We start from the raw sequence: 14,083 nt of genomic DNA on the forward strand, positions 1-14,083 counted from the left end.
CCGGAGGTGTAGATGACGTAGGCGAGGTTCTGCGGATCGACGGTGATCGAAGGTGCATCAGACGATTGCAGGCTCAGGTCCAGGCGATCGAGTTCCAGCACCTGGGCGGCGCCCTTCAGCGGCAATTGCGCCGACACCCGGGAGTCGGTGAGCAACAGCGCCAGCCCGGAATCCTCGATCAGGTAGGCCAGGCGCTCACGGGGGTAGCTGGTGTCCAGCGGCACATAGGCCGCGCCGGCCTTGAGCACCGCCAGCAGTGCGACGATCACCCCTTCGCTGCGCGGCAGGGCCACGCCAACGCGGGTTTCCGGGGCCACGCCACGGGCAATCAGGGCGTGCGCCAACTGGTTGGCCCGCCGGTCGATCTCGCCATAGCTGAAGCGCTGGCCGTCGAAGATCACCGCCGTACTGTGCGGTTTCAGCGCCGCCAGATGGGCGATGCGCTGATGCACGGCCATGTCGGTCGGGTAGGGCTGCGGGTGGTTGGCAGCCTGTTGCGCCCTGTGCTCCTCGTCATCGGCCAGGGCGATCTCGCCGAGGCGGCGCTCGGCGGATTCGGCAAACCGCTCCAGCAGGAGCAGCAGCTGCGCACTCAAGCGCTCAATGGTTGCAACGCTGAAATGCGCCTGGTCGAAACTCATGTGCAGCGCCAGCGTCTCGCCCAAGGTCACGCCCAGGGTCAGCGGATAGTGAGTCTGATCCTGGTTGGCGACTTCGCCGAATACCACGCCTTGGGCGGTGCCGTGTTGCAACGCCGCGGAAATCGGGAAGTTCTCGAACACCAGCAGGCTGTCGAACAGCGCTCCCCCGCCCTGCCCGGCCCAACGTTGGATGCTCGCCAGCGGCGTGTGCTCGAACTCGCGCAGGCTCAGGTTCCGGGCCTGTACGGCGGCCAGCCAGGCCGCGACGGTCTGGTCCGGACGCGAGCCGGCGATCACCGGCAAGGTGTTGATGAACAGGCCGACCTGTTGTTCGATGCCTACCAGCTCCGCCGGCCGCCCGGCCACGGTAGTGCCGAACGCCACGCAGTCGCTGCCGGTATAGCGCTGCAACAGCAGCAGCCAAGCCGCTTGTACCAGGGTGTTGACGGTGACTTTCTGCTGGCGGGCGAACGCGTTGAGACGGCCAGTGCCCGGCGCATCCAGGTGGTAATGCCTGAGCGCATGAGCGCTTTCGCTGCGCATTTCGCCACTCGCCGCAGCGGCGTTCGCCAGTACCGTCGGCTCCTGGAGATCGGTCAGTTGCCCCCGCCAGAACGCTTCACTGAGGGCGGCGTCCTGGCGCTGCAACCATTGGATGTAATCGGCATAGCGGCTGACCGGGCGCGGCGGCTGTTGACCGGCATAACGTTGCAGCACTTCACCGAGCATCTGCGCGCTGCTCCAGCCATCCATCAGGATGTGGTGGTTGGTAAAGATCAGGTGATGACGCTCATCGCTCAGTTGAATCAGCGTGACCCGCAGCAGCCCGGCCTGGGTCAGGTCGAACCCCATGGCCAGGTCAGCGGCAATGAAATCCTTGAGGGCCAGGGCGACATCCTGGCGTTCGCGCCAATCGAGCACGGTGTAGGGCAGCGCCAGACGGCGGTGGATGATCTGCAACTGTTGCTGCAACTCGCCCTGCCAGATGAAGCCGCTGCGCAGGATCTCATGGGCGTCCAGGGTCGCCTGCCACGCCGCGCGGAAACGCTCGGGGTCCAGGCCATCGACATCCACGCACAATTGGTTGATGTAGGCACCGGTGCCCTGTTCGTACAGGGTATGAAACAGCATGCCTTGTTGCATCGGCGACAGTGGATAAATGTCTTCGATGGCGGCAGCCGGCACGGGGATCGCGTCCAACTGCGCCTGGGTGATGCGCGCCAGCGGGAAGTCCGACGGCGTGGTGCCCATGGAGGCGGCCGAGCAGCAATGGCCGATCAGCGCTTCCAGTTCGCGGGCATAGTCATCGGCCAGACGAGCGATGGTCGCCTCGTTGAATTGCTCATGGCTGAACGTCCAACGCAAGTCGAGCTCGCCGTCGTAGACCTGGCCTTCGACACTCAGCCAGTTATCCAATGGCGCATCAAGGCTCTGCTCGCGCCCGGCGCTTTCCCCCGCCGGGCTGAACAGCGCACCCTCCCGGGCATCGAAACTGCCGTCGAACTGGCCGAGGTAATTGAAGGTGATGCATGGCAATGGCAAGGCCTTGAGACAGGCTTGCGCCGCATCGTCGCCGAGGTAGCGCAGCACACCGAAACCGATGCCCTTGTTCGGGATCGCCCGCAGTTGCTCCTTGATCTGCTTGATCGCGGCGCCCACGCCATCGGCCGGGGTCAGCCGCACGGGGAACAGGCTGGTAAACCAGCCGACCGTACGGGTCAGATCGACGCCTTTGAACAACTCTTCGCGGCCATGGCCTTCGAGCTGGATCAAGGTGTCGGCGTGGCCGGTCCAGCGACAGATCACCCGCGCCAGGGCGGTCAGCAGCAGGTCGTTGACCTGGGTGCGATACGCCGCGGGAGCCTCTTGCAGCAGTTGCCGGGTGAGGGTTTTGTCGAGACGGCTGTGCAGCACTTTGGCGTAACGGCTCTGCCGGCTGCCTTCGGGGTTATCCCATGGCAGATCCACTCCCGCGCCTTGCAGTTGTTGCTGCCAGAACGTCAGTTCGGCCTGAACGTTTTCAGTGCTGGCGTAGGCCTGCAGATGTTCGCCCCAGGCCTTGTAGGCGCTGGTCTTGGCCGGCAGCTTGATGGCGGCGCCGGCGCTGGCCTGTTGATAAGCCCGTTGCAGATCTTCCAGCAGGATGCGCCACGACACACCGTCCACGGCCAGATGGTGCACGGCCAATAACAGCCGCTGGCTGCCATCGGCCATGCTCGCCAGCACCGCACGCAGCAGCGGGCCATTGTGCAGGTCGAGGCTGCACTGGGCCTTGGCACACAGGTCTTGCAGCTCAGCGGCGCTCAGGTTGTCCGCCGTCCACAACAACTCAGGGTCGACCACCATCGGCGCCACCTCGGCCCGCCAGCCTGCCGGGGTTTCGACGAAGCGCGAACGCAAGGCATCGTGATGCACCAACACGGCGTTGAGGGCCTGCCGCAGCGCCGGGGCCTGCAACGGTAGATGGCTGCGCAACAAGACGGCCTGGTTCCAGTGGTGACGCTGGGCAATGGCGTCCTCGAAAAACAGCTGCTGGATGGGCAGCAACGGCAGCTCGCCGCTGACCGGCCCCTGATCGATCTGCAGCCCGCTGCCACCCTGTTGCACGACGCTCGCCAGGCCTTGCACGGTTTGATGCTGGAACAGGTCACGGGGGGTGAAATGGATGCCGGCCTGCCGCGAGCGGCTGACCACCTGGATCGAGATGATCGAGTCGCCACCCAGCTCGAAAAAGTTGTCGGTCAAGCCAACTTGTTCAAGCTTGAGCACGTCCCGCCAGATGGCCGCGATACCTCGCTCCAGTTCGCTGCGGGGGGCGATATAGGCCTGCTGCAGTTGGCTGGCATCCGCTGACGGCAAGGCCTTGCGGTCGAGCTTGCCGTTGGGGCTCAATGGCATTTGCGCAAGGAACACCAGCTGGGTCGGCACCATGTAGTCCGGCAGGTGCTCCTTGAGTTGCGCCTTGAGGGTTTCCCGCGCAGCGCCCTGCTCATCAGCCGAGGCCGACACCAGCGAAGTGTCGTTGGGCACCACATAACCCACCAGTTGCAAGCTGCTGCCACCCTGCACCGCCAGTACGACGGCTTCACTGACCGCCGCCAGTTCCAACAGGCGTGCTTCGACCTCGCCCAGCTCGATGCGCAAGCCGCGGATCTTCACTTGATGGTCAACGCGGCCCACGTATTCGATTTCGCCCAAGGCATTGAAGCGCGCCAAGTCGCCGGTGCGATACAGGCGCGCACCGCTGGTGGAAAACGGATCGGGGATGAAACGTTCGGCGGTCAAGGCCGGGCGTTGAAAGTAACCACGCGCCAGCAGCTCGCCGCCAATCAGCAACTCCCCGGTCACCCCCACCGGCGTGGGCGCCAGGTGCGCATCGAGCAGATAGGTATGCCGGCCTGGAAGCGGTTGACCAATGGGCAAGGTCAGCGGCAGCGGCCGGCGATTGAAAACGTAATCGCTGCAATCGAGGGTGGTGGCCGTGACCGTGGCTTCGGTCGGGCCGTAGGTGTTGAGCAGCTTGACCTGCTCCAGCCCGGCCCGGCGCCAGGCCTGCACGCCTTCGGGCGGCATGGCTTCACCCCCGCTGTGCACCTGACGCAGCGCCGCATAGTCACGCGGCCCGACAGCGGCGAACTCCTTGGCGATCATGTTCCAGTAGGCGGTGGTCAAGTCCATGACCGTGATGCCCTGCTCGACGATCTGGCGGTACAGGGTTTCGCTGTCCCAGACCTCGTTGCCGCGCAGCACCACCGAGGCGCCGCAGGTCAGCGGGCCGAACAGTTGCTCGCCAAAGGCATCGAAGTTGAACGTCGCGAATTGCAGCACGCAGTCGGCGCTGTTCAAGCCGTAATAGTACTGCGAGGCAAACGCATGCTTGCTCAGCGCGCCATGACTGATACCGACGCCTTTCGGCCGCCCGGTCGAGCCGGAGGTGAACATGACGTAGGCCAGGCTGTCGGCCCACACCGTGCGTTGCAGGTTGCCTGGCTCGGCGCTTTCCCAGGACTCGGCCTGATCCAGGCACAGGCAACGCACGCCGTCAGGCACAGGCAGTCGTTCAAGCAAATGGCTTTGGCTCAGGAGCAAACGGCTGGCGCTGTCTTCGATCATGAATCGAAGGCGATCCACCGGGTACTGGGGGTCCAGCGGCACGTAGGCACCGCCGGCCTTGAGCACGGCAAGAATGGCCACCACCAGGTCCAGGCTCCGGTCAACAGCGATGCCCACCAGCACGTCAGGACCGACCCCCGCCGCCACCAATGTGCGCGCCAGGCGGTTGGATCGGGCATTGAGCTGGCCATAGCTCAATCGTTGTCCATCGCAGATCAAGGCGACGGCGTCCGGGCTACGTTGAGCTTGGGCCTCGAACAGTTCATGCACCGGTCGCTCACTCGGCCAGCTCGTGTCGTGGCGCGCCCACTCTGTCACCACCTGCCGATAGTCGGCCGGCGCCAACAACGCCAGCTCGCCGACGCGCTGCTGCGGGTCGTTGACGATGTTGCGCAATAGCAGCGTCCAGTGCCGAGCCATGCGCTCGATGGTGTCGGGGTTGAACAAGTCACTGGCGTAGGTGAACGCCGCATGCAAGTGCCCGCCCTTTTCGTAGGTGTCCAGGCTCAAGTCGAACTGGGTGCTGCGGGTTTCCCACTCGATGACGCCCAACTCCAGACCGCTGCCGACTTTCAGCGTGGTGACGTCGGCCACTTCCGGCTGGTGGTTGTACATCACCTGGAACAATGGGTTGTAGCTCAGGCTGCGCTCAAGCTTCAGCGCCTCGACCAACCGTTCGAAGGGCAGATCCTGGTGGGCCTGGGCGCCGAGGGCGATTTCCTTGATGTCACGCAACAGGTCGCCGAGGCGAGTCTGGCCGTCCAGTTGCACCCGCAATACCTGGGTGTTGACGAAGAAACCGATCAGCCCTTCGATTTCCCGGCGGTTGCGGTTGGCGATCGGGACGCCGACCCGCAAGTCGTCTTGTCCGGTATAGCGGTGCAGCAGGATATTGAAAGTCCCCAGCAGCAGCATGAACAACGTGACCCCATGCTGGCGGGCAACGCCGCGCAGTTGCTCGACCAGCGCGGCGTCCACCACATGCTCCAGGCGGCGACCGCGATAGCTCGGCAGCACCGGGCGCGGATAGTCGATCGGCAGCTCCAGCACCGGATGCTCATCGCCCAGCTGCGCTTGCCAGTAATCGAGTTGACGCTGCAGCTCGCCCGCTTCCAGCCAGCGCCGCTGCCACAGGGCATAGTCGCTGTACTGGATCGGCAAGTCGGCCAGTTGCGGCGCAACGCCCGCCTCATGGGCGTCGTAGCAGCGGATGAATTCATCGATCAGCACGTTCATCGACCAGCCGTCGGAGACGATGTGGTGCAAGGTCAGCAGCAGCACGTGCTCCTGATCATCGAGTTTGAGCAGTTCGACCCGCAGCAAGGGGCCGCTGGACAGGTCGAAGGGCCGCAGTGATTGTTCCTCGGCGGCCCGACGCACCGCTTGCTCGCGCTCGGCTGCCGGCATGGCGCTGAAGTCCCTGTGCTCGATCACCAACGGCGCGTCGGTCGGCACTTGCAGGAGGCTGTCGTCGGCCTGGCGCCGGAACACCGTACGCAGGGTTTCATGACGGGCCACCAGGCTGGCGAAAGCTTGCTCCAGCGCCGGCAGGCTCAACGCGCCCTTTAGCCGCACCGCTCCCGGCAAGTTGTAGGCGCCGCTGTCCGGCTCCAGCTGCCAGAGAAACCACATGCGCTGCTGGGCATAAGACAAGGCCTGGCGATCCTCGGCCTCGACGCCCCGAGGGATAGGGAAACCGCTGAACTCCACGCCCTCCTTGTCCAGCGCGGCCAGGAACATCCGGCGCTTTTCCAGGGGCAACCCGATAAACCGGCGAGCAAGTTTCAAGGCGTCTTCAGCATTCATTTCTGGGGTATCCGGAATCAGTGGGCACAAGGCACAAAGGCAAGTCGTCCCTATAAAACGAATGCAGACCGGAAAAATTAGCGTTTGAGAATTTGTGTCAGGAAGGGAGGCAGAACAGGGATTTTCAGAAGGATGCAGCCCCCTAAATGTGGGAGCGAGCTTGCTCGCGATGGCGGTGGGTCAGCTTGCTGTTCGTTGACTGACACGACGCCATCGCGAGCAAGCTCGCTCCCACAAGGGGGTATATCACCCCCATCCACTGTGGGGGCTGCATTTGGATCAGGCGCTGATGGCCAACCCATGCCGCCGATGATGCACGCTCAACTGATCCTTGATCAGCCGCAGCACCTTGGCCTCGTGCTCATGAATGAAGAAGTGCCCACCGGCCAGCATGTCCACCGAGAAGCTGCCCGTGGTTTCCTGGCGCCAGCCAATCAGTTGCTCCGTGGTGGCCTTGTCGGTGGTGCCGCCGAACACGTGCACCGGACAGTTGAGCAGCGGCCGCTGCCGCGGTTGGAAGCGTCCACACAGCAGGAAGTCGGCCCGCAGGACCGGCAACGTCAGGGCCATCAGCTCTTCATTGGCCAATATCTCTTCGCTGGTGCCGTTGAGGGTGCGCAGTTGCTCGATCAGTTCAGCGTCGGTTCTCGGCTCGGCGAAACCGCGGTCATAGTCGGCGCGCATCGTCGGCGCCGCGGTGCCGGACGCAAACAGCGCCACTGGTTCCGGGCAGCCGAGCTCACGCAGGGCATGGCCGATCTCGCAGGCCAGCAGCGCGCCCAGGCTGTGGCCGAACAAGGCGTAAGGGGCCTGGAGTGTCGCGGACAGCTCCCGCGCCAGTTGCATCGCCAACGGGCCCATGTCGGTATGCAGCGGCTCGTCGAAGCGCGCCCCGCGCCCCGGCAGTTCCACCGGTTGCACGTGCAGCCATTGCGGCAACGTGCGCCGCCAGCGGCTGTACACCATCGCGCTGGCGCCGGAATAAGGCAGGCACAGCAGGGTCAGTTGGGTCACTGCGGTTTTCTCCGATCGGTCGTGTAGAAAAGATAACGAAATCGTAACCCATGGAATTAGTCAAAACCGTGACGTTCGCTACGCGATGACGGCACCTTGTGGGAGCAAGGCTTGCCCGCGATGAACGATAACGCGGTTCATCTTCCCACCCGACCTTATACTGGCGATACCTTGATCACTGCACCACACGGGAGAACGCCATGAGCTGGTCCGCCAAGCAATACGTCACCTTCGAACAGGAACGCACCCGTCCGTCCCGGGACCTGCTCGCCGCCATCCCCCCCACACAGGCCCGCTCGGTGATCGACCTGGGGTGCGGCCCGGGCAATTCCACCGAACTGTTGGTGGAACATTTCAACAGCGCCACGGTGCGCGGCCTGGACAGTTCCAGCGACATGGTCGACGCCGCACGCAAACGCTTGCCCGCCGTGACGTTCGACACCGCCGACATCGGCCAATGGGATGAACCCGGGCCGTTCGACGTGATCTTCGCCAACGCCGTGCTGCAATGGCTGCCCGACCACGCCAGCCTGCTGCCCTCGCTGGTGGGCAAGCTCGCTCCCGGCGGCAGCCTGGCGATCCAGATGCCCGACAACCTGCACCAGCCCTCCCACCGCTTGATGCGGGAAATCGCCGCCAACGGGCCTTGGGCCAGCCAACTGGCCGCGGCGGCTGATTCGCGTACCGAGATGGCGGATGCCAGCACCTATTACTCGATCCTCAAGCCCCACTGCAGCCGCGTCGATGTGTGGCGCACCACCTACCATCACCCCTTGGCCGGCGGTGCCGCAGGCGTGGTGGAATGGTTCAAGGGCAGCGCCTTGCGGCCGTTTCTCGAGCCGCTGGACGAGGCGCAACGCGAGCAGTACCTGGCGCAGTACCTCAAGGCGATCGAACAGGCTTATCCAGCCCAGGACGATGGGACGGTGCTGCTGCCGTTTCCCCGGTTGTTCATGGTCGCGACGCGCTAGGGCGACGGTCGATAACGCAGCGACGGGGCCTAAATTTCTGATCCGGGCCCTCGTTACCTGCTAAGACCAAAAACCCGCAAGAGTGACCGCCGTGGACCTGCACACCATCCTGGGCAAGCTGTTCGCCAATGCCGGCGCCGTTGGTATCGAAGGCGTCTTCCAATTCGTGTTCGGCCCGCACCAGGCGTACTGGTCCGAGGTCAAGGCCAGCAGCCGCACCGAGGCCGGCCGTCACACCAGCCCTGACGTGACCATCGAGGTGGCGGAAAAGGACTTCCTCGGGATCATGGCCGGCCTGGCCAATGTCGAGGAACTGTTCGCCAGCGGGCGCCTGAAGATCGGCGGCAACATGGGCCTGGCGACGTTGCTGCCGCAGATCATCGACCATGCCCGGCATGGCAGTGGCGTGGTGGAAAAGGTCGACATGAACAAGCGCTACCCCACCCCGTCGCGCTTCAGCGAAAAACTCACCGCCAGCCTGCCGCCCCAACGCAGCGTGGAGCGTCGGCCTCGCAGCGGGCTGTCGGTGCAGGAGTTTCAAGCACGCTATTTACCCCACGGCATTCCACTGGTCATCAGCGATGCCTTGCAGGACTGGCCGTTGTTCAAGCTCAGCCGCGAAGAATCCCTGGTGCATTTTGCCGAGCTGCAAGGCATCACCCGCCACGGCGACTACGTGAAGAAGACCTTCTCCACCGAGCGGGATTTCCGCTCCACGTCCATGGCCGACTTCATCGCCTCCCTCGACAGCCCGGCGACCAGGGGCGCCGACGGCGAACCACCGGCCTACATGGGCAACAACATCCTGCCGGCGCAACTGATGGAGCAGATCAAGTACCCGCCCTACTTCGACGCCTCGCTGTTCATCCCGCCGCGCATCTGGATCGGCCCCAAGGGCACCCTGACGCCGCTGCACCGCGACGACACCGACAACCTGTTCGCCCAGGTCTGGGGCCAGAAAACCTTCACCCTCGCCGCGCCTCACCACCGCGAAGCCCTGGGCACTTGGTCCACGGCGCCCCAAGGCGGGCTGGACGGCTGTGATTTCAACCCGGACGCGCCGGACTACCAACGCTTCCCCCACGCCCGCGACGTGACCTTCATGCGCGTGACATTGGAAGCTGGGGATTTGCTGTTTTTGCCTGAGGGCTGGTTCCATCAGGTGGAGTCGGTGTCTACGTCGTTGTCGGTGAATTTCTGGGTGAGTTCGGGGCGGGGTTGGTAACAACCGACCTGAAGCAACATTCTTTGTGGCTGGAGGATTGTGGGAGCAAGGCTTGCCCGCGATGAAGGCAATGCGGTCTTTCAGAAATCGAGTCGCCTGTTTCGCGAGCAAGCTATGCTCCCACAGTCCCCTTGCCACAGGTTTGTGTTTGGACCTGGAATATGAAGACCGCTTCACCCAACTGAACTCTGCCCCCCTCACACCAGTCAGCAGGTAAGGCCCCTCCGTTCAAGGTGCTAGACCATGCAGATATCCCTCGCCCGACAGGTTGCCCTGGTCACCGGCGCCAGCTCCGGCATTGGCGCAGGCGCGGCCAGGGCGTTGGCAGACGCGGGTGCCGCGGTGGTACTCAACTACCACTCCAGCGCCGGCCCGGCCGAAGCACTGGCCCGTGAAATCAACGCCACCGGCGGCCGCGCCATCGCCGTCGGGGCCGATGTGTCGAAGGAGCCGGACGTCGAGCGGCTGTTCGCCCAGACCCTCGAAGCGTTTGGCGCGCTGGACATCCTGGTCGCCAACTCCGGCCTGCAAAAAGACGCCGCCACCGTCGACATGCGCCTGGAAGACTGGAACACCGTGATCGGCACCAACCTCACCGGCCAGTTCCTCTGTGCTCGCGCCGCCCTGCGGATTTTCACCCGCCAGGGTATTCGCCAGGGCGTGTCCCGGGCCGCAGGCAAGATCATTCACATGAGTTCGGTGCACCAGCGCATTCCCTGGGCGGGCCACGCCAATTACGCCGCGTCCAAGGGCGGAGTCGATCTGCTGATGCAGAGCCTGGCCCAGGAAACCAGCCACCAACGCATCCGCATCAACAGCATCGCCCCCGGCGCCATCCGCACCGCCATCAACCAGGACGCCACCGAGGGCGAGCAGGAACAGAAACTGCTGGAGCTGATTCCTTACGGTCGCGTCGGCGATGTGGAGGACGTCGCCAACGCGGTGGTCTGGCTGGCCTCGGACTTGTCCGATTATGTGGTGGGCACCACGCTGTTCATCGATGGCGGGATGAGCCTTTATCCGGGGTTTCGCGGCAATGGCTGATCATGACGAACCACAAAGCCCCATCGAGAACCACGGCATCATTGGCGACATGCGCAGCGCCGCGCTGGTCAATGACCAAGGCAGCATAGATTTTTTCTGCTGGCCGGAATTCGACAGCCCGTCGATCTTCTGTTCGCTGCTGGATACGCCCGAAGCGGGCATTTTCCAACTCGCGCCAGACCTGCCGAATGCCCGCCGCCAGCAGATCTACCTGCCCGACACCAACGTGCTGCAAACCCGCTGGCTGAGCGACGGTGCCGTGGTGGAAGTCACCGACCTGCTGCCCATTGGCGACAGCGAGGATGATTTGCCGGTGCTGATGCGCAAGGTGCACATGACCGTCGGCAGCGCGACGTTTCGCATGCGCTGCGCCGTGCGGCATGACTACGCCCGGGCCGCCACCACTGCGCGCCAGGACGCTGCCCACATCTGTTTCGAGGCGCCGGGACAACCGAGCCTACGCTTATGCTCCGATCAGCCCATGACGCTGGACGGCAATGCGGCGGTGGCCGAGTTCACCCTGGCGCAGGGCCAGAGCGCCGAATTCTTGCTGGGTGGCATCGACGACCCGCGCCTTCAGGACGATGTCAGCGCGATTTGCCTGGAACGCACCCTGGCGTTCTGGCGCGGCTGGATCGGCCAGTCCACCTACCGGGGCCGCTGGCGGGAAGTGGTCAACCGCTCGGCCCTGGCGCTGAAGCTGCTGACCTCGCGCAAGCACGGCGCCATCCTCGCCGCCGCCACCTTCGGCCTGCCGGAAACCCGCGGCGGCGAACGCAACTGGGATTATCGCTACACCTGGATCCGCGACTCTTCCTTTACCGTCTATGCGTTCATGCGCCTGGGCTTCGTCGAAGAAGCCAACGCCTACATGCGCTGGCTGCGCGGCCGGGTCAGCGACTGCTGCGATCAGCCGACCAAACTCAATATTCTCTACGGTCTGGACGGCAGGCTGGAACTGCCGGAAACCGAACTGCCGCACCTGAGTGGCTTCGGCAACGCCCGACCGGTGCGCATCGGCAACCTGGCCTACAAACAGGTGCAGTTGGACATTTTCGGCGAGCTGATGGACGCGGTGTACCTGGTCAACAAATACGGCGAAGCCATCTCCCATCAAGGCTGGAAACACACCGTCGAGGTGGTCGACCAAGTGTGCAAGGTCTGGCAGGACAAGGATGTGGGTATCTGGGAAATGCGCGGCGACAAACAGCATTTCCTGCATTCGCGGCTCATGTGTTGGGTCGCCGTGGATCGCGCCATCCGCCTGGCCGAAAAACGCTCCCTGCCCGCCCCGTTCGCCCGCTGGGACGAGACGCGCCAGGCCATCTACCAGGACATCTGGACGAACTTCTGGAACGACGAACACCAGCACTTCATCCAGCGCCTGGGCAGCAGCGCCCTGGACGGCTCGATGCTGTTGATGCCGCTGGTGCGCTTCGTCAGCGCCCGCGACCCGCGCTGGCTCTCGACACTCGATGCCATCGAAAAAAACCTGGTGCGCGACGGCATGGTCTATCGCTACCGCAACGACGACAGCCCCATCGACGGCCTCAGCGGCATCGAAGGCTCATTCGCGGCCTGCTCATTCTGGTACGTCGAATGCCTGGCCCGCGCCGGCCGCGTGGAAAAAGCCCAGCTGGAGTTCGAACAACTGCTGCGCTACGCCAACCCGCTGGGGCTGTACGCCGAAGAATTCGACAGCCACGGCTACCACCTGGGCAACACTCCCCAAGCCCTGACCCATCTTGCGCTGATCAGCGCGGCGAGCTTCCTGGATCGCAAGTTGAGCGGGGAGAAAACTCATTGGCAGCCGTGAACTGAGTTGCCCTTCAGACTGGGCACAGTCCCTGTGGCGAGGGAGCTTGCTCCCGCTCGACTGCGCAGCAGGCGCAAAAATCTTGGGGTCGCTTCGCAACCCAGCGGGAGCAAGCTCCCTCGCCACAGGGAAAGCGGTGTGCTGGCTATTGCGTTGAATCGGCCAATTCGAGGTCATCCAACGCACGGTTGGCCAACAACCTGGCCAGCTCGATCAGTTGCTGAATCCCCAGCGCAACATGCCGCCGAGAACCCTCCAGATCGAACCCCAGGTCACTGACCAGCGCATCGGCCGAGGCCAGGGTTTCGCTGAGGGTGGTCAGCACCGATTCGGTGTTGAGGCCGGGGACCACGGTGAAAACCTGGCCGTCCTGGGTGTCGGGTTTGGGCGACGTGGGCGACAAATGGATATTCAGCGCCCGGTCGGCGGCTTCGCGGAGCTTTTTTGTATCGAGGGTGGTGTAGGCAGAGAGGTCTTCGGCGCGTGGAGGGTTGGGGGTGATCTTGACCATTGTGAAACTCCTGACTTGAAGTTGAGCTCACCCCTCCTCGTGACCAAACGAGGGTGGTGGGCTATACGCAGGTTGGTCAACCGGGAAGTCAGGCACCCGGCGCACTCGAAAGTGCCCCGCGCACAGCCCACCGCAAAGCATACCGACAAGCACGCAAAAAAGCGCCGACATGCTGAGGTTGGCGCGTGTGCGCCTGACATTGGACGGGTGACCAAACCCGGTCGCTGATTTTGCAGCGACGAGCAAAGCCTATCCCCGCTATTTCCTAACCGGCAACCGCCGCGACTCGTCAGAAAATTCCGGTTCACCTATTTTTTTGTAGGAACACAACCCCGTGGCGAGGGAGCTTGCTCCCGCTCGACTGCGCAGCAGGCGCAAAAATCTTGGGGTCGCTTCGCAACCCAGCGGGAGCAAGCTCCCTCGCCACAAGAGCATTGCAGTACCCGCTTCCCATTTATCGTTACGTCCCGTTTCGAGTTGCCAGCCCCCCAAACCCCTCCTAAGATCGATGCTCTCACGGGTGCAGCGGAGCTGCCCGATAAAAACCCGACTCAAGGACCTGACATGACCCATATCAAACGCCCCATCACCACCCCACCCCGAAGAGGCCTTACCCGCGAAGACCTCTGGGAGGGCCAGGACCGGGGCCTGATCAAATGCTGGGAAATCGGCCGCGACCGCGCGGTGAAGTTTCCCGAACTGGCGCAGCGCTGCCTGGCCGGTGAGTTGCCGGTACTGGGCTGGAAAGGTGGCGTCAGCCGCAGCCTGAAGAAAAGCGAAAAATTCGGCTGTCTCAAGTACCTCGCCCAATGGCAGGGCCTGCGCGGTGAAGACCTGGACATCGACTTGACCCAGGAGCGCACCCTCACCTGCTCCAGCACGAACATGATCGTGACGTTCACGCCGGATCGGGCCAAATACGTGAACCAGGAACCCGCCTGA

General features: G+C 63.8%; 8 protein-coding genes (1 of these 8 only partly in view). 5 read left to right on the plus strand and 3 right to left on the minus strand.

The features are described 5' to 3' along the window. Positions 1 to 6,560 carry the 5' portion of a non-ribosomal peptide synthase/polyketide synthase gene (locus QMK47_RS19915; protein WP_320389203.1) on the minus strand. It extends 5,974 nt beyond the left edge of the window, so 6,560 of the gene's 12,534 nt are visible here — the first part of the coding sequence; it begins with the start codon at positions 6,558 to 6,560; its stop codon lies beyond the left edge, outside the window. A gap of 279 nt (positions 6,561 to 6,839) precedes the next feature. Then, the gene (locus tag QMK47_RS19920) at positions 6,840 to 7,574 is read right to left on the minus strand and encodes a thioesterase II family protein (protein WP_253476655.1); all 735 of its coding nucleotides are present in this window, start codon (positions 7,572 to 7,574) and stop codon (positions 6,840 to 6,842) included. Between the two features lie 200 nt (positions 7,575 to 7,774). On the opposite strand from QMK47_RS19920, the gene tam reads away from it, so the two are divergent. The 4 genes from tam (at position 7,775) to QMK47_RS19940 (ending at position 12,630) form a co-directional block, all read left to right on the plus strand. Further along, positions 7,775 to 8,545 (plus strand): trans-aconitate 2-methyltransferase, encoded by a 771-nt coding sequence (gene tam / locus QMK47_RS19925; protein ID WP_258688889.1) that lies wholly within the window; start codon positions 7,775 to 7,777, stop codon positions 8,543 to 8,545. 91 nt (positions 8,546 to 8,636) lie between these two features. After that, the gene (locus QMK47_RS19930) at positions 8,637 to 9,770 is read left to right on the plus strand and encodes a cupin-like domain-containing protein (protein ID WP_320389204.1); all 1,134 of its coding nucleotides are present in this window, start codon (positions 8,637 to 8,639) and stop codon (positions 9,768 to 9,770) included. A gap of 243 nt (positions 9,771 to 10,013) precedes the next feature. After that, positions 10,014 to 10,814: an SDR family oxidoreductase gene (locus tag QMK47_RS19935; protein ID WP_258688891.1), complete on the plus strand. Its 801-nt coding sequence runs from the start codon at positions 10,014 to 10,016 to the stop codon at positions 10,812 to 10,814. Further along, a complete protein-coding gene (locus tag QMK47_RS19940) occupies positions 10,807 to 12,630 on the plus strand; it encodes a glycoside hydrolase family 15 protein (protein ID WP_258688892.1) in 1,824 nt (607 codons plus the stop codon). Before QMK47_RS19935 ends, QMK47_RS19940 begins: the two co-directional genes overlap by 8 nt. A gap of 145 nt (positions 12,631 to 12,775) precedes the next feature. Here the strand turns inward: QMK47_RS19940 and QMK47_RS19945 are convergent, their stop codons facing one another. Beyond that, positions 12,776 to 13,141 (minus strand): DUF6124 family protein, encoded by a 366-nt coding sequence (locus QMK47_RS19945; RefSeq protein WP_320389205.1) that lies wholly within the window; start codon positions 13,139 to 13,141, stop codon positions 12,776 to 12,778. Positions 13,142 to 13,705: 564 nt separating this feature from the next. On the opposite strand from QMK47_RS19945, the gene QMK47_RS19950 reads away from it, so the two are divergent. Further along, complete coding sequence (locus tag QMK47_RS19950) at positions 13,706 to 14,083, plus strand: hypothetical protein (protein ID WP_253476667.1); 378 nt, start codon at positions 13,706 to 13,708, stop codon at positions 14,081 to 14,083.

Origin of the sequence: Pseudomonas sp. P9_35 (assembly GCF_034008205.1) — a bacterium.
In the GTDB taxonomy this organism is placed as follows: domain Bacteria; phylum Pseudomonadota; class Gammaproteobacteria; order Pseudomonadales; family Pseudomonadaceae; genus Aquipseudomonas; species Aquipseudomonas kilonensis.

Excerpts from the sequence above, each read along its gene's own strand:
- QMK47_RS19940 (WP_258688892.1), top strand. The coding sequence starts at position 10,807 with ATGGCTGATCATGACGAACCACAAAGCCCCATCGAGAACCACGGCATC.
- QMK47_RS19945 (WP_320389205.1), bottom strand. The coding sequence starts at position 13,141 with ATGGTCAAGATCACCCCCAACCCTCCACGCGCCGAAGACCTCTCTGCC.
- QMK47_RS19935 (WP_258688891.1), top strand. The coding sequence starts at position 10,014 with ATGCAGATATCCCTCGCCCGACAGGTTGCCCTGGTCACCGGCGCCAGC.
- QMK47_RS19950 (WP_253476667.1), top strand. The coding sequence starts at position 13,706 with ATGACCCATATCAAACGCCCCATCACCACCCCACCCCGAAGAGGCCTT.
- tam (WP_258688889.1), top strand. The coding sequence starts at position 7,775 with ATGAGCTGGTCCGCCAAGCAATACGTCACCTTCGAACAGGAACGCACC.